Source organism: Acinetobacter sp. V102_4 (genome assembly GCF_031799005.1).
GTDB lineage: Bacteria > Pseudomonadota > Gammaproteobacteria > Pseudomonadales > Moraxellaceae > Acinetobacter > Acinetobacter calcoaceticus.
The window spans coordinates 1-17,590 of sequence record NZ_JAVQNR010000033.1; the positions used below are offsets into that span (position 1 = coordinate 1).

The following is a 17,590-nucleotide window of genomic DNA, read 5'->3' on the forward strand; positions in this document are numbered from 1 at the left end:
CACCAACACCAACACCAACACCAACACCAACACCAACACCAACACCAACACCAACACCAACACCAACAACGGTAGCAGATCGCTTCGTTGGAAGTTGGCTAGCAGGTAAAGGAGCTTGTATTAATGGCTCTGCTCTAAAAATGAATATTATTAAAGTTTCTGATAATAGTGTTCGATTTACGAGTGAAACTGTACGTTATGAAAATGAAGCGAACTGTACAGGTAACATTGTGGCAAGTTATCGCCAAGCTGAAGATTTTAGTCTGGTTTCAAATATTGGAGCACCGCAAACTGTACAAACTTCAAGTTATAACAAGGTAGATTGGCAACTTGTAGTTGCAGGAAAACTAACTCAGAAACAACCAGCCATTCTAGGCTTTAAAAACGCAAATCAATTCTGTTTAGTACCTACAGATCAGCCAAATGCAATACATAATTATCTACAGCAAGCAAACTTTGATCTCATAAATACATGCTTTACAAAAACAACTCCACCAGCAAGTATGCAAAAGCCAACTCAAGTATTGGCAACAGCAAGTTATAGGTTAGGAGATAATAAAGAATCTTGGGCAGACGTATTGAACCAACTCAATGACCAAGGACGCCAAGGCTATGCCCTTCTTACTCCATCAGTCAGTTTAGATAACCCTGACGGTAGCTTTGCGCTGTATAAAAATTTATATGTAAAAAACAATAAATCCACTGACACATATACCTATAAAACGGTTGATGTCAAAACTACATCAGTGGCAAACCGTTATTTACTGTGGGTCAATGAGTTAAACAAACAAGGTAGCTTAGGCTATATATATAAACTTTCATTTGGAGAAGTGGCATCAAACACAGACAAATATTTATTTGTGAAAAATGATAAAAAACCAGCAACGTATACTTACTCTAACCGATTCTTAACAAATACTTCTCGGACTAGCATCATAAATGCTTTCAATGAACTGGGTGCTCAAGGGTGCAAATTGCTCTACGCAAACTCGACATTTACCAATAATGGTACAACAAATGGCACATTCTACGTACCAACATGTGTAAATAGTAGTACGCATAACGGTACTTATGCTTATCGTTATTTTGAAGTTCCACAACATATTCCTTTTAACAAAGATGATGCAATAAAACTTGAAAAACTTCTTAAAGAGCAAGCTGCAGAAGGTTATAGACTTGTTGATGCAAATAACAATCTTGGCTTCTTTAATGTTGATGGTTATCTATTTGAACGTGACAGTGAAAATACAGGACCTGTTGAATATAAAGTATTTATTGAAGATGCAGTATCTGAATTAGATGAGCCATATCTCGTTGAAAACCGTATTCAAGATCAAGGTAAATTAGGATGGTTCTTTGCTGTTCGACTTGGATCGGTCTATACCAACTCACCGACTAACTATGATTTAGCAAGTGGTGTGGTTTTCCCTAAATAAGGAATCCAAAAACAAATAAGGCCACTATTGTGGCCTTATTTTTATTTAAAACTTAATTATTTATCCTAAGTTTTTGAAACCTTGCTGACGCCATGCTTCATAAACAATGACGGCTGTGGCATTAGACAAATTTAAGCTTCTTGAATTTTCAGCCATCGGCAATCGAATCCATTGTTCTTGCGGAAACATTAAGCGAACATGTTCAGGCAAACCACGTGTTTCTGGTCCCATCAATAAAGCTACAGGTCGGTTTAAATCAACTGTATGCGGAGTTGCAGAACCTTTAGTAGTGAGCGGAAAAACATGCTCAACACCTTTAGCTTTTAAGTCTGCAAGACATAGTTCAATATTGTCCCAAATCTGCATACGCGCCCATTCATGATAGTCCAATCCTGCACGCTTGAGCTTTTTATCATCTAGCTCGAAACCCAAGGGTTTGACTAAATGCAACTGTGCGCCCGTATTAGCACATAAACGAATGATATTGCCTGTATTGGCAGGAATTTCAGGCTCGTATAGGACAACATGAATCACAAATTTTCTCGACTTTAATAACAAACAATAAATTCAGATGAACTTATTGCCATTTTAACTGTTCACGTAAACTCACCACTTCACCAATAATGGTTAAAGTCGGTGCTACGATATGATGTTCAGACACTTTAGTCGCAATATCGGCTAATGTTCCAACGATAACTTTTTGTTCTGGTGTGGTTCCTTTAGAGATTAAAGCCACTGGCATATCAGCACGTTGACCATGAGCAATAAGTTGCTCACAAATGTGCTCTAATCCAACCAATCCCATATATAAAACTAAAGTTTGATTTTCATAAACCAGTTCATTCCAAGGAAGTTCAGGTGAACCTTCCTTTAAATGCCCAGTTAAGAAACGGACACTTTGTGCATAGTCACGATGTGTTAGCGGAATACCCGCATAAGCGGAACAGCCTGATGCTGCCGTAATACCTGGTACTACTTGGAAAGTGACATTTGCTTCAACCAGCTCTTGAATCTCTTCACCACCACGCCCAAAGATAAACGGATCACCACCTTTCAAACGACAAACGCGTTTTCCCTGTTGAGCATATTCAACCAGTAAAGCATTAATACCGTCTTGTGGAACCGAGTGATTTGAACGAGCTTTACCGACATAAATCTTAGTCGCATCACGGCGACAAAGTTCTAAGATGGGTTCAGACACCAAACGATCATAAATCACAACATCTGCTTGTTGCATAAGACGTAATGCTTTTAATGTCAGTAGCTCAGGGTCACCCGGCCCAGCACCTACCAAGTAAACCTCACCTTTAGGTGCAGTCCACTCTGTTAAGGCTTGCTCAATTAAATCATTTGCAACGTCCAGATTGTCATTAAAAACTTGTTCTTTTAATGGACTGGCATATAAGTTTTCCCAAAAGATTCGACGCTCATCTGGGTTAGTAATCTTTTCTTTTACCTGCTTACGCCATTGACCTGAAAACTCAGCGAGTTTCCCCATACCATGTGGAACAATCGTTTCTATTTGAGTACGAAGTTGTCTAGATAAGACTGGCGATGCACCATTTGAGGCGACAGAAATAATCAACGGAGAACGGTCAATAATGGCTGGAACCATAAAACGGCAGTGTGGAATATCATCTACACTATTAACCAGCAAATTACGCGCTTCACATTGTTCAAAAACGGCTTTATTCACTTGTGCATCATTAGTCGCAGCAATCACTAAGCGATAAGGCGTATTTAATATTTTTTCGACAAAGGACTCAGCAAAATACTGTCCATCTGTCGTTTTGACTAACTGTAAAAGCTGCTCTTCAATCGCAGGAGCAATAATATCAATTACTGCTCCTGCTTTTGCTAATAAGTTTGCTTTGCGCAACGCAATATGCCCACCACCCACAATCAGACAACGTTGCTCTTGCAACTTTAAAGAGATTGGAAAAATATCCACCTTAAACCTCTACATTAATCATCTGATTATGTTTAAGCAAAAACCGTGCACAATTTAGATGCAAAGCTTAATCAATAAATGTTAAACCACCCATATATGGGCGTAATACTTCTGGAACCTCGATAGAACCATCTTCACGTTGGTAATTTTCCATTACTGCAAGTAAAGTACGTCCAACTGCTAGACCAGAACCATTTAATGTGTGCACCAATTCGGTCTTCTTTTGATCCATTCTGTAGCGTGCTTTCATGCGGCGTGCCTGAAAATCACCCATATTAGAACAGCTTGAGATTTCACGGTAAGTATTTTGGCTTGGAACCCAAACTTCTAGGTCATAAGTTTTAGTCGCACCGAAGCCCATATCACCACCACAGAGCAAAATTTTACGGTATGGCAAACCAAGTGCCTGTAAAATGCCCTCAGCATGTGCAGTGAGTTCTTCAAGTGCTTGCATAGAGGTTTCAGGTTTAACGATTTGCACCATTTCAACCTTGTCAAACTGGTGCTGACGAATCAAGCCACGCGTATCACGACCATAAGAACCTGCTTCACTACGGAAACAAGGCGTATGCGCAGCGTATTTTAATGGCAAGCGTTCGGTATCAATAATCTCATCACGAACGAAGTTAGTAACAGGAACTTCTGCTGTAGGGATGAGGTAATATTCTTTTTCGCCTTGAAGTTTAAATAAATCTTCTTCAAATTTTGGTAACTGACCCGTACCACGTAGTGAATCAGCATTTACCAAATAAGGCACATAAGCTTCTGTATAGCCATTCTTTAAAGTATGGGTATCCAGCATGAACTGTGTTAATGCACGTTGTAAGCGCGCTAAAGAACCTTTCAATACGCTAAAACGTGAACCAGTCAATTTAGTAGCTGTTTCGAACTCTAAACCGCCCATCCACTCACCTAAATCAGTATGATCTTTGATTTCAAAATCAAACTGACGAGGCGTGCCCCATTTTGAGATTTCAACGTTATCATCTTCATTTTTACCAGCAGGAACAGATTCATCTGGTAAGTTAGGGATGCTAAGCGCTTTTTGCTCAATCTCATTTTGTAGTTCTGACAAAGCAACTTCAGCAGCTTTGATTTCATCACCAATGGCTTGCATACGCGCCATGATTTCAGAAGCATCGCCACCGGATTTTTTAATCTGACCCACTTGTTTTGCACCGGCATTACGTTCTGCCTGCAATTTTTCAGTTTTTGATTGCAAGTCTTTACGGCGAGTTTCCAAAGAAGCCCATTCTTGAACATCTAATTGAACATCACGTTTTGCCAAAGCCGCATTAACGGCTTCAATATTATTTCTGAGTAACTTAGGGTCGATCATAATCAATCATAATATGGGTAAAAAACTGGCTATAGTGTAAGGCCTTCACACTAAAAAATATAGTGATCATCTTCATAACGAATAGCTTTCACACAATTGTTAGAATAGATCATCTATTTTACAAGTTATAGTTTGGCACACTTGGCAAATACTCAGGTTTAATGAACTTAGCTGCTTCAGAATATGGCAATGTTAATTCAGTCATCCCTTCTGCATAAGAAGCTAATTCATAGATCGGATAGACAAAAACAATACCATTAGCGCCATAGTAGAAATTATCACTTAATTGCAGTTTTTCACGGCTGATATTGTGCTCTTGAAGCCAATTGGTATTCGCATCAAAAAGCGCATCAACTAATTTTTTTTCAACATCTGGCTGAATGAGTTCGGCAACAGTAATGTGCTTTTTATTTAATAAATCAAAAGTCACAAATTCTTGATGAGACATGCCATGTGCTGCACCAGCCGAATATGAATAGGTCTGGAATGCAAAAGTTGCAAGGTTATAATTTTGCCCTAAATAACGGACATAAATTGCACTTTGACTCGAACGAGGCTCACCTTCAGGTACATCGACTGGCTGATCAGCTAAATTTGCAAAAGCATTCGGATCTGCTTTCTTTATACGATTGGTAAAGTAATCATTAATCCACTTCTGATTGGTTTGTACCGTTTGAAAGTCATACTCTGTACAACCATCTTCTAAACAAACTTTTGATTTCGGCAATTTTACTGGGATTACTTTTGCCTGAATTACAGGAATTTCGGCCTCTTTTGTTTCTTTAACCTTGGCAGTCGAAGCGGCTTGCTCCTCTTTAGCTGCCGACTTGGGTTGGCAACCACTCACAATTGCCATTGCAGCCATTAATGGAAGAATACAAATAATTTTCTTATCGTAAAGTCGCATAATAATCCCCATGAATTTACCTCTATCACTATACAAAGCGTAAGAATAAGACGGGGTTAAGAAATGTATCTATCTCTCTAATATAAAAAAAGCTACCGTGAAAGGTAGCTTTTTTGAGAAGAATTAATTATTGGTCAATAACATCTGTGCCTTTTGGTGGCGTAAAGTTAAAGACAGATGCTGGAATTGAAGCATTTACTTTCACGTTTTTGAAACGAACATAGGTAGTTTGACCTAGTGAATCTTGTAACACCATAAGCGTAGGCGCTTTATTTGCTCCAAAACTAATCGTTAAGCTTTGGAAAGCACCATCTTCTTTTTTCGGAAATAACGTGAAATATAATTTAGATTTATCTGGCTGTGTTACACGATAAGACTTCATGATTTGATTGGTATTACCAGAGAGTAATAACGCTGGCGTATCTGCAACCTGATCATCTAAGCTTTGACGTACAGCTTGTTGTAAATCTGGGTCATAAATCCAAACTGTTTTCCCACTCGTTACAATCGTTTGTTTAGACGGACTCACCGTTTCCCAATAAAATTTTCCAGGGCGTTCAACTTTCATTGAGCCTTTAAATGTCTGGTTCATATGCTGTGCACTTAAACTCTTTTTCTGTGCCACAGTTTTTGTATTGGCTTTCGTTGTTTGTTCAAAATCGGCAGTTAAACGCTGTAATCCTGATAACTGATTAACCAGGTTCCCAATTGCCTGTTGCTCCGGTGCTGCTACAGGCGCAGCAAACACTGTAGTACTCATTACAGGAGCAAGCACTGACGCGCTGAGTGTAATAGCACACATAGTTTTACGAAGCATATTCATGTCATCACCTTTTTAGTTGCTGTAAGACAACTTGCCATCTTTCAAAGTTATAAAAAATTAGCAAGCTCTTAATTCAAGACTCATATTAACCGACAAACTCTGTGCTAATCATTGAGAAAATAAGATATTTTGTTATGTTATTCATGCTGTTTGTAGAATTTCATTCATCATGATGAAGATAAACCAGATTAGATTCCATAAAAAAAGCCCACAAAATGTGGGCTTTTTTTGAAGCTAAAACTTAAACAGTTTCAACTTTTACGTAGCGACGGCCAAATTGACCTTTCACTTCGAATTTTACTACGCCGTCAGCAGTAGCAAATAAAGTATGGTCACGGCCCATACCAACATTTGCACCAGCGTGGAACTCAGTACCACGTTGACGAACGATGATGTTACCAGCAGTTACAGCTTGACCGCCGTAAACTTTAACACCTAACATTTTTGGGTTTGAATCACGACCGTTCTTCGTCGATCCACCGGCTTTTTTAGTTGCCATGTCTCTTACTCCTCGTGATTAGCCTGAAATACCAGTAATTTTCAACTCAGTGAACCATTGACGGTGACCTTGTTGTTTACGGTAGTGTTTACGACGACGCATTTTGATAATGCGGATTTTGTCGTGACGACCATGACCAACCACTTCTGCAGTTACTTTAGCGCCAGCTACAACTGGAGCACCGATTTGAATGCTGTCACCGTTTACAACCATTAATACATCATCAAATGTAATAGTCGCGCCAGATTCAGCTTTCAATAATTCAACTTTAAGGGTTTCACCCTCAACTACACGGTGCTGTTTACCACCGCTTTGGATTACTGCGTACATAATGTACTCCAATTAGCCCGTGTCGACGTGCCGATAAGGGATATATCGATCTTAAAACGCTCGCCACTGGGGTTATATAAGGCGACAGATTTTAAGTGAAATTTGATCAAACGACAAGTATTTTCTATTTATCAGTAAAGTCTATTGCCCTATTTTTACAAAATCAACAAACAGCTTAGATTGGAATTTAGCAGTTTTCATTGATTCTGAATGAAAATTAAAATACAGTTCCAGACACAAATTGCGACAAGAACAAGTTGTATTAATGCTGATGTCATTAAATTTATTGTTTTGCCGGAAATATCATGTTTTGCTTAAATAAAGAACAAAGAACGCATAAAGACAATAGAAATGATTAATATCAGCCACTTGTTAACCTGTGCAACACACCTTTACTTGATACACTAACGCCACTTATCTACCAATACGGGGTTTTTCTTCATATGGTCATCGATTTCAAGCAAGACATACTTGCGCCTGTTGCCTCAGACTTTGCTGCGATGGATCACTTGATTAATGAAGGAATTAGCTCAAAAGTCGGTTTAGTCATGTCTGTCAGCAAACATGTTGTTGAAGCTGGCGGAAAACGTATGCGCCCAATCATGTGCTTACTCGCTGCTCGCGCATGTGGCCTAGATAATATGGCAAACGCACAACGTCTGGCCGCAATCATTGAAATGTTGCATACCGCGACATTAGTCCATGATGATGTGGTAGATGAATCTGGGCTTCGCCGTGGTCGACCTACAGCAAATGCGACATGGAACAATCAGACAGCCGTATTAGTCGGTGACTTCCTCATTGCACGTGCTTTCGATTTACTGGTCGATTTAAACAACATGACTTTATTGAAAGACTTTTCAACAGGTACATGTGAAATTGCGGAAGGTGAAGTATTACAACTTCAATCGCAACATCAACCAGATACAACAGAAGAAACTTATTTAAAAATTATTCACGGTAAAACTTCTCGTCTGTTTGAACTGGCTACAGAAGGTGCTGCTATTTTGGCAGGACAAGAAGCGTATCGTGAACCTTTGAGATTATTTGCGGGCCATTTTGGTAATGCATTCCAAATTATTGATGATATTTTAGACTACACTTCAGATGCTGAAACATTAGGTAAAAATATTGGTGATGATTTAATGGAAGGTAAGCCAACTTTACCGTTAATTTCTGCATTAGCACACTCAACAGGTGATGAGCATGCGATTATTCGTCGCAGTATCGCAACTGGTGGAGTGGACCAATTATCTCAAGTTATAGAAATTGTACAGAAGTCTGGTGCTTTAGATTATTGTCACCAACGTGCCCAAGAAGAAACAGAAGCAGCACTGCAAGCTTTATCAAACCTACCCGATACACCATATCGTCAGGCTTTGATTAACTTAACTCAGCTTGCGTTACATCGAATACAATAGATATTATTTTGCCTATGCATATAAATTTTTCAGATCATTTTTTAAAAATACAGAAACAGCTTGAGGATACTCAAGCTGTCATTGATGAAAATCCAATCATTGAATTAGTCAATGCCATTCGTCCATCCGATCCTCATGATACGGATGAGATAAAGCAAAAAATACAGGCTTTAATTGAGAGCCTATTACGCACACCTACAGCCCCCTTCCTACTACAAACTTTTTTATTACGTCTAATTAATCGTTATAAACAAGTCAGCTTGTATGCCGATAGCGGAATTTTATCTTTAGATGGTTTCTGGAACCAACTCGGGCAAAGACTCGGAGCACATTTTTTACCGTTAATCGAAGATGCAAGCCAACTCAAAATATTAATTGGTCGAATTTTTTATTTAGAAAGTGACAAAATCTGGCTCAATAATATTGATGATGAAGATTGGGCAAATTTATTCAGTCTTATTGGACAAAGCCAAAGTAATGTAGATGAAAAGCTTGTCATTCAAAGTGAAATGATTAAAGCAATTACCGTCTTAACCTATCGAATTAGTGGAATTGGCCTTTACCCTGAATTTATTAATGCTCAACCGGAATTAACTGAATATGAGTCACCATTTTTAGTTCAGAACCGTGAAATTATTGAGTTTATTGAAAAGTACAAAAAACAAGAACTTTCTGAACATGAAATTGCAGTTATTTCTCCTCCGGATGCATCACAAGCATTTGTTATGCTGGAACAATGTCGGGATGTGGTTTTAAAGATTCGCCGTGCCACCAAAAGAATTGGTGTTAGCTTAAGTTTGACTTATTTACTGTCGTTACTTGAGCAGTGCCTCGACAGAATTGAATTACTGCTTTATTTGGTTGTAGATAACAGTAAAGGAAAATATGTCTCTTTAGGACATCTTATTTCCGATTTAACCAAGGCGCACTACAGTGAAAAAAGTGTTCGCTCTTTATTAAGTACGACAAGTGAACTCATTGCCTTTCAAGTGACTGAAAATGCTAGCCGAACAGGCGAACATTATGTAAGTACCGATACAAAAGGTTTCTGGGGCATGTATAAAGCTGCCGCTGGAGCGGGCGTTATTATTGCCTGTATGGCATCTTTAAAAATTCTTGCAGCAAGAATGACCATGGCTCCGCTCATGCAAGCCTTTACTTTCAGTATGAATTATTCTCTAGGGTTCATTCTGATTCATGTTCTTCATTTCACAGTTGCAACCAAACAACCCGCAATGACTGCTGCTGCCCTTGCTGCAACGGTACAACAACGCAAAGGCTCTAAAACAGCTCAAATTGCAGAGTTAGCAGCTCTGATTATTAATATTATTCGAACACAATTCATTGCTATTTTAGGCAATATTTCAATTGCGATTCCTACTGCCGCACTCATTACTTTTGCTTGGCAGTTCTATCTTGATGAGCCTTTATTAACTCATACTAAAGCAACTTATTTGTTGCACAGCCTAAATCCCTTCACCTCTTTGGCAGTTCCACATGCAGCCATAGCTGGAGTTTGCTTATTTTTGTCAGGCCTTATTGCAGGATACTTCGACAATATGGCTGTTTACCGAAAAGTCGGTCCACGCCTTAGAGCACATCGCCGTTTAGCAAACTGGTTAGGACAAGATCGCCTCAACCGTTTTGCTGAATATATTGAGCGTAATTTAGGAGCTTTAGCCGGTAACTTCTTATTCGGGATTATGTTAGGAAGTATGGGCACCATAGGTTTTATTCTAGGTTTACCTTTGGATATTCGCCATATTGCCTTTGCCTCGGCTAACTTTATTCAAGGTTTAATGACAATTAACGGCAGCCCAGATATCGGACTGATTATCGTGTCCTTTTTAGGCGTGTTATGTATTGGTCTCACTAACTTATTCGTTAGTTTCACCTTAACCATTATTGTGGCACTACGGGCACGTCGAGTTCGCTTCGAACAATGGAAACCTTTAGCTAAACTGGTAATGACCCATTTTCTGACTCGCCCCAGCGATTTTTTCTGGCCACCAAAACAACCTCTAGAAGTTGAAGAAAATACGACAACAAATAGTGGAAAAAAGGCAGAGCACTAAGAATTTTGCTTTGTACACAAAATGTGAATTCCGTCAATTTTGTTGTTATTGTTTTTCCAAATGTTAAAAATTTTTCAAAATGAATTTACGATGATCTATCAGGCTTGAAAAAAAGTGTACTGGCAAGTACACTTTTAACGGCTTTCAGTAGTGGACACTGCTTGAATAAGCAAAGGTATATACATGCCCTATATGTTGCTTTTTATTGGTTGTATTTTTTTCGGATTAGGTGTGCTCGGTCTTTTTGTACCAAGACTTCAATCTATGGATCTCCTGAGCGTTCAAATATTGAGTGAACACCGATTAGATTATCTTAACTCTATTACGATCTTTCTAGCGCGAATAGGTGGTATGCCTTTTGTATGTTTTTTATCCTTTCTGGTATGTATATATCAAGCATGGTATAAAAAATATATTACTGTTATTTTCATTAGCGTGGGAGTTATTGGCAGTATCACCATGGGTTGGCTGCTCAAGTGGTGTGTTGACCGCCCAAGACCCCCACAGGTATATCATATTGTCGAAAGTTACGGTGCATCGTTCCCAAGTGCACACAGTGTTTATGCATCAACACTGGCCTGTCTGGCAATGATAATGTTATGCCATAAGCCCAACACTAACTCTCCTTATATCATTTTGATCTCCTGTCTTTGGTTTATCTGTATGGGGCTTTCAAGAATATATGCTGGAGTTCATTTTCCAACAGATGTACTCGCCGGTTGGGGCATAGGTTTTATTTGGATTGCACTGCTTTGGCTCTGGTTATTACAAACACAAAGTAGGTTAAGTAAAAAACAAATATATTTTTAGATTTTATCTAACGAGGTGGAACAATGATGTCGGCTAAGCTTTGGGCTCCTGCCCTTACTGCTTGCGCATTAGCAACAAGTATCGCACTTGTTGGTTGTGGCAAAGGCTCCGATGAGAAACAGCAAGCTGCTGCTGCTCAGAAAATGCCGCCTGCTGAAGTAGGTGTTATTGTTGCTCAACCACAAAGTGTTGAACAAAGCGTTGAACTTTCTGGCCGTACTTCAGCATATCAAATTTCTGAAGTTCGCCCTCAAACAAGTGGCGTAATTTTAAAACGCTTGTTTGCTGAAGGAAGCTATGTTCGTGAAGGTCAGGCTCTTTATCAACTTGACTCTCGAACTAACCATGCAACGCTCGAAAATGCAAAAGCAGCACTTTTACAACAACAGGCAAATCTAGCTTCCCTACGTACTAAGTTAAACCGTTATAAGCAACTTGTTTCGAGTAACGCTGTATCTAGACAAGAGTATGACGACTTACTTGGTCAAGTTAACGTTGCAGAAGCACAAGTTGCTGCAGCGAAGGCTCAAGTAACAAATGCAAACGTAGATCTAGGTTACTCTACAATTCGCTCACCAATTTCTGGTCAGTCTGGACGTTCTTCTGTAACAGCTGGTGCTTTAGTCACTGCAAACCAAACTGATCCTTTAGTGACGATTCAACAGTTAGATCCAATCTATGTTGATATTAACCAGTCTAGCGCCGAGTTATTACGTTTACGTCAACAATTAAGTAAAGGTAGTTTAGACAATAGTAACAACACGAAAGTAAAATTGAAGCTCGAAGATGGTTCAACCTATCCAATCGAAGGACAACTTGCTTTCTCTGATGCTTCTGTAAATCAGGATACAGGAACGATTACTTTACGTGCCGTATTCTCGAACCCGAATCATCTGTTACTTCCAGGCATGTACACAACTGCACAAATTGTTCAGGGTGTAGTTCCAAATGCTTATCTGATTCCTCAAGCTGCAATTACCCGTTTACCGACAGGTCAAGCCATGGCGATGACTGTTAATGCAAAAGGTGCTGTTGAGAGTCGTCCTGTTGAAACTTCTGGTGTTCAAGGACAAAACTGGATTGTGACCAATGGTCTCAAAGCTGGTGATAAAGTGATTGTTGATGGTGTTGCCAAAGTTAAAGAAGGGCAAGAAGTGTCAGCAAAACCTTACCAAGCTCAACCAGCAACCCCTCAAGGTGCAGCTCCAAATGCGACAAAACCGGCTCAATCAGGTAAACCTCAAGCAGAACAGAAAGCATCTAATGCATAAGGGGTAGATTGAATGGCACAATTTTTTATTCATCGCCCCATTTTTGCGTGGGTGATTGCACTAGTCATTATGTTAGCGGGTATTCTCACGCTCACAAAAATGCCTATTGCACAGTATCCGACGATTGCACCACCGACAGTTACAATTGCTGCAACTTATCCTGGTGCATCGGCTGAAACTGTTGAAAACACCGTAACCCAGATCATTGAACAACAAATGAATGGTCTAGATGGTTTACGTTATATTTCATCTAACAGTGCAGGTAACGGTCAGGCCTCTATTCAATTAAACTTTGAACAAGGTATTGATCCAGATATTGCACAGGTTCAGGTTCAAAACAAACTGCAATCTGCAACTGCTCTTTTACCTGAAGATGTTCAACGTCAAGGTGTGACAGTTACCAAATCTGGTGCAAGCTTCTTGCAAGTTATTGCATTCTATTCACCAGACAATACCCTTTCAGACTCAGACATTAAAGACTACGTAAACTCGTCAATTAAAGAACCGCTTAGCCGTGTTGCTGGTGTTGGTGAGGTACAAGTTTTTGGTGGTTCATACGCTATGCGTATCTGGCTCGACCCTGCAAAATTGACTAATTACCAGTTAACACCAAGTGATATTGCGACTGCTTTACAAGCGCAAAACTCACAAGTTGCTGTAGGTCAGTTAGGCGGAGCGCCAGCGGTACAAGGTCAAGTGCTTAACGCGACAGTGAATGCACAAAGCTTGTTACAAACACCTGAGCAATTTAAAAATATCTTCTTAAAGAACACAGCATCAGGTGCTGAGGTTCGTTTAAAAGATGTTGCTCGTGTTGAGTTAGGTTCTGATAACTATCAATTCGATTCGAAGTTTAATGGTAAACCTGCTGGTGGTCTTGCAATTAAAATTGCAACTGGTGCCAACGCACTTGATACCGCTGATGCTGTTGAACATCGTTTAACCGAATTACGTAAGAACTATCCAGCAGGCCTTGCAGATAAACTGGCTTATGACACTACTCCATTTATTCGTCTTTCAATTGAAAGTGTTGTACACACATTAATTGAAGCGGTAATTTTAGTATTTATTGTCATGTTCTTGTTCTTGCAGAACTGGCGTGCAACCATTATTCCTACACTTGCAGTACCTGTTGTTGTATTAGGTACATTTGCTGTCATCAATATCTTTGGTTTCTCAATTAACACCTTAACCATGTTCGCTATGGTATTGGCAATTGGTCTTCTGGTCGATGACGCCATTGTTGTAGTGGAAAACGTTGAACGTGTGATGAGTGAAGAACATACCGATCCGGTCACGGCGACTTCACGATCAATGGAACAGATTTCTGGTGCATTAATTGGTATTACAAGCGTATTGACAGCGGTATTCGTACCAATGGCATTCTTTGGTGGTACGACTGGTGTAATTTACCGCCAATTCTCGATTACCCTTGTAACAGCAATGGTCTTATCGTTAATTGTGGCGTTAACCTTCACTCCAGCACTTTGTGCAACAATTTTAAAACAGCATGATCCTAACAAAGAACCAAGCAATAATATTTTTGCTCGTTTCTTCAGAGGATTTAACAACGGTTTTGACCGCATGTCGCATAGCTACCAAAATGGTGTTAGCCGCATGCTTAAAGGCAAAATCTTCTCTGGCGTACTTTACGCTTTAGTGATTGGCCTATTGGTGTTCTTGTTCCAAAAACTCCCATCTTCATTCTTACCAGAAGAAGATCAGGGCGTGGTCATGACACTTGTACAATTACCACCGAATGCAACGCTTGATCGTACGAATAAAGTTGTTGATACCATGACAAACTTCTTCATGAATGAAAAAGATACAGTGGAATCTATTTTCACCGTTTCAGGTTTCTCATTCACGGGTGTTGGTCAAAATGCTGGTATTGGCTTCGTTAAATTGAAGGACTGGAGTGAACGTACTTCACCAGAATCTCAAATTGGTGCGTTAATTCAGCGCGGTATGGCATTAAACATGATCGTCAAAGACGCATCTTACATCATGCCATTACAGCTTCCAGCAATGCCTGAACTCGGTGTAACTGCTGGTTTTAACTTGCAGCTTAAAGACTCAAGTGGTCAAGGCCATGAGAAACTGATTGCCGCACGTAACACAATTTTAGGTTTGGCTTCACAAGATAAGCGTCTTGTAGGGGTACGTCCTAATGGTCAAGAAGATACACCTCAGTATCAAATTAATGTAGATCAGGCTCAAGCTGGTGCTATGGGCGTTAGCATTGCTGACATTAACAACACTATGCGTATTGCATGGGGTGGCTCATACATTAACGACTTCGTTGACCGCGGTCGTGTGAAAAAAGTTTATGTTCAAGGTGATTCGGGTAGCCGTATGATGCCTGAAGACCTAAACAAGTGGTATGTACGTAATAGCAAAGGCGAAATGGTACCGTTCTCTGCATTTGCTACAGGCGAATGGACATATGGTTCTCCTCGTCTTGAACGTTATAACGGCGTGTCATCGGTTAACATTCAAGGTACACCTGCACCGGGCGTAAGTTCTGGTGATTCTATGAAAGCCATGGAAGAAATTATTGCTAAGTTACCATCTATGGGCTTACAAGGTTTCGACTATGAATGGACAGGTTTATCACTTGAAGAACGTGAGTCTGGTGCTCAAGCTCCATTCCTTTATGCTCTTTCGTTGTTAATCGTTTTCCTTTGCTTAGCTGCATTATATGAAAGCTGGTCTATTCCGTTCTCGGTTTTACTTGTAGTACCACTCGGTATTATTGGTGCAATCGTATTGACTTACTTGGGTATGATTATTAAAGGAGATCCAAATCTCTCAAATAACATTTACTTCCAAGTAGCGATGATCGCGGTAATTGGTCTTTCTGCAAAAAATGCGATCTTGATTGTTGAGTTCGCAAAAGAGTTGCAGGAAAAAGGCGAAGACCTACTTGATGCAACTTTACATGCTTCAAAAATGCGTTTACGTCCAATTATTATGACCACCCTTGCCTTCGGTTTTGGTGTACTTCCACTTGCCCTTTCAACAGGTGCTGGTGCAGGAAGTCAGCACTCAGTCGGCTTCGGTGTACTCGGTGGCGTACTCAGTGCAACGTTCTTAGGTATCTTCTTTATCCCTGTATTCTATGTGTGGATTCGTAGTATCTTTAAGTACAAACCAAAAACCATAAACACTCAGGAGCATAAATCGTGATGCAAAAAGTATGGTCTATTTCAGGTCGTAGCATTGCGGTATCTGCACTTGCGCTTGCTTTGGCAGCTTGTCAAAGCATGCGCGGCCCAGAACCAGTCGTGAAAACCGATATACCACAAAGCTATGGATATAACAGTGCTTCTGGTACGTCTATTGCAGAACAGGGTTATAAACAGTTCTTTTCTGACCCTCGTTTGCTCGAAGTGATTGATTTGGCTCTTGCCAATAACCGTGACTTACGTACAGCAACGCTCAATATTGAACGTGCTCAACAGCAATATCGAATTACTCAAAACAACCAGCTTCCAACCATCGGAGCAAGTGGTAGTGCAATTCGTCAGGTTTCTCAAAGCCGTGATCCGAATAACCCCTACTCTACCTATCAGGTGGGTTTGGGTGTAACCGCCTATGAGCTTGATTTTTGGGGCCGCGTTCGTAGCTTGAAAGATGCTGCATTAGATAGTTATCTTTCAACGCAAAGTGCACGTGATTCGACACAAATCAGTCTGATTAGTCAGGTTGCTCAAGCATGGTTGAACTATTCTTTTGCATCGGCGAATCTAAAGCTTGCAGAGCAAACTCTAAAAGCACAGCAAGATTCTTACAACCTCAACAAAAAACGTTTTGATGTGGGTATCGACAGTGAAGTTCCACTACGTCAGGCACAGATTTCAGTAGAAACTGCGCGTAACGATGTAGCGAACTACAAAACTCAGATGGCTCAAGCACAAAACTTGTTGAACTTGTTAGCAGGTCAATCGATTCCGCAAAACTTGTTGCCAAACCAACCTGTAAAACGCATTACTCAACAGAATGTATATACAGCTGGTTTACCAAGCGACTTACTTAACAATCGTCCAGATGTAAAAGCTGCCGAATATAACTTAAGCGCTGCTGGTGCGAATATTGGTGCTGCCAAAGCACGTTTATTCCCAACAATTAGCTTAACGGGTTCTGCAGGTTATGCATCGACTGACTTAAGTGATCTATTTAAGTCGGGTGGATTTGTGTGGTCAGTTGGGCCAAGCCTAGACTTACCAATCTTTGACTGGGGCACGCGTCGTGCCAATGTAAAAATTTCTGAAACCGATCAGAAAATTGCATTGTCTGATTATGAAAAATCAGTTCAGTCTGCATTCCGTGAAGTTAATGATGCGCTTGCAACTCGTGCCAATATTGGTGAACGTTTAACAGCTCAACAACGTCTGGTAGAAGCGACTAACCGCAACTACACATTATCAAATGCCCGCTTCCGTGCTGGTATTGATAGTTACTTGACAGTTCTTGATGCACAGCGTTCATCTTATTCAGCAGAACAAGGTTTATTGTTGCTTCAACAAGCTAACTTAAACAACCAAATCGAGTTATACAAAACTCTAGGTGGCGGTTTAAAAGCAAATTCTTCAGATACAGTGGTTAATCAACCATCAAGTGCTGAACTTAAAAAGCAATAAGTTTTAAATAACTTATCTATAAAAGCTCACTTCGGTGGGCTTTTTTATTGCATCTCATGTGAATATTTCTTATCTTGAAAGCTTA

The 17,590-nt window shown here is 40.0% G+C and carries 14 protein-coding genes; 7 read left to right on the top strand and 7 right to left on the bottom strand.

Features of this window, described 5'->3' with window-relative positions; translation table 11 throughout:
• Positions 1–1,436 (top strand): PT dipeptide repeat lipoprotein (locus RMB13_RS03790; protein ID WP_311084457.1); only part of this gene is annotated, 1,436 nt, incomplete at its 5' end.
• Positions 1,437–1,496: 60 nt separating this feature from the next.
• Here the strand turns inward: RMB13_RS03790 and RMB13_RS03795 are convergent.
• From RMB13_RS03795 to rplU, 7 genes are all read right to left on the bottom strand, one after another.
• On the bottom strand, positions 1,497–1,970 hold the full coding sequence (locus RMB13_RS03795; RefSeq protein WP_002116042.1) for a tRNA (cytidine(34)-2'-O)-methyltransferase: 474 nt from the start codon (positions 1,968–1,970) through the stop codon (positions 1,497–1,499).
• A gap of 43 nt (positions 1,971–2,013) precedes the next feature.
• Entirely contained in the window at positions 2,014–3,387 is a 1,374-nt protein-coding gene (cysG, locus tag RMB13_RS03800) for a siroheme synthase CysG (protein ID WP_311084458.1), read from the bottom strand.
• A 67-nt stretch (positions 3,388–3,454) separates the two neighbouring features.
• Positions 3,455–4,726 (bottom strand): serine--tRNA ligase, encoded by a 1,272-nt coding sequence (gene serS / locus RMB13_RS03805; protein WP_311084459.1) that lies wholly within the window; start codon positions 4,724–4,726, stop codon positions 3,455–3,457.
• Positions 4,727–4,844: 118 nt separating this feature from the next.
• The gene (locus RMB13_RS03810) at positions 4,845–5,645 is read right to left on the bottom strand and encodes an RsiV family protein (protein ID WP_311084460.1); all 801 of its coding nucleotides are present in this window, start codon (positions 5,643–5,645) and stop codon (positions 4,845–4,847) included.
• Positions 5,646–5,760: 115 nt separating this feature from the next.
• A complete protein-coding gene (gene lolA, locus RMB13_RS03815) occupies positions 5,761–6,456 on the bottom strand; it encodes an outer membrane lipoprotein chaperone LolA (RefSeq protein ID WP_003655415.1) in 696 nt (231 codons plus the stop codon).
• A 241-nt stretch (positions 6,457–6,697) separates the two neighbouring features.
• Entirely contained in the window at positions 6,698–6,955 is a 258-nt protein-coding gene (gene rpmA, locus RMB13_RS03820) for a 50S ribosomal protein L27 (RefSeq protein ID WP_002116037.1), read from the bottom strand.
• Between the two features lie 18 nt (positions 6,956–6,973).
• Positions 6,974–7,285: a 50S ribosomal protein L21 gene (gene rplU / locus RMB13_RS03825; RefSeq protein WP_004639133.1), complete on the bottom strand. Its 312-nt coding sequence runs from the start codon at positions 7,283–7,285 to the stop codon at positions 6,974–6,976.
• Positions 7,286–7,728: 443 nt separating this feature from the next.
• Between rplU and sdsA the strand changes: the two genes are divergently transcribed.
• From sdsA to adeK, 6 genes are all read left to right on the top strand, one after another.
• Entirely contained in the window at positions 7,729–8,706 is a 978-nt protein-coding gene (gene sdsA / locus RMB13_RS03830; protein ID WP_003655412.1) for an All-trans-nonaprenyl-diphosphate synthase, read from the top strand.
• A 14-nt stretch (positions 8,707–8,720) separates the two neighbouring features.
• Positions 8,721–10,781, top strand: coding sequence for a site-specific recombinase (locus RMB13_RS03835; protein WP_017392552.1), 2,061 nt, complete (start codon positions 8,721–8,723; stop codon positions 10,779–10,781).
• A gap of 183 nt (positions 10,782–10,964) precedes the next feature.
• Positions 10,965–11,591, top strand: coding sequence for a phosphatase PAP2 family protein (locus tag RMB13_RS03840; protein ID WP_017392551.1), 627 nt, complete (start codon positions 10,965–10,967; stop codon positions 11,589–11,591).
• A 23-nt stretch (positions 11,592–11,614) separates the two neighbouring features.
• A complete protein-coding gene (adeI, locus tag RMB13_RS03845; RefSeq protein ID WP_056483250.1) occupies positions 11,615–12,862 on the top strand; it encodes a multidrug efflux RND transporter periplasmic adaptor subunit AdeI in 1,248 nt (415 codons plus the stop codon).
• Between the two features lie 12 nt (positions 12,863–12,874).
• Complete coding sequence (gene adeJ, locus RMB13_RS03850; protein ID WP_005036454.1) at positions 12,875–16,051, top strand: multidrug efflux RND transporter permease subunit AdeJ; 3,177 nt, start codon at positions 12,875–12,877, stop codon at positions 16,049–16,051.
• A complete protein-coding gene (gene adeK, locus RMB13_RS03855; RefSeq protein ID WP_005036452.1) occupies positions 16,051–17,505 on the top strand; it encodes a multidrug efflux RND transporter outer membrane channel subunit AdeK in 1,455 nt (484 codons plus the stop codon). The genes adeJ and adeK overlap by 1 nt, the downstream gene beginning before the upstream one ends.
• The last annotated feature ends 85 nt before the right edge of the window (positions 17,506–17,590 follow it).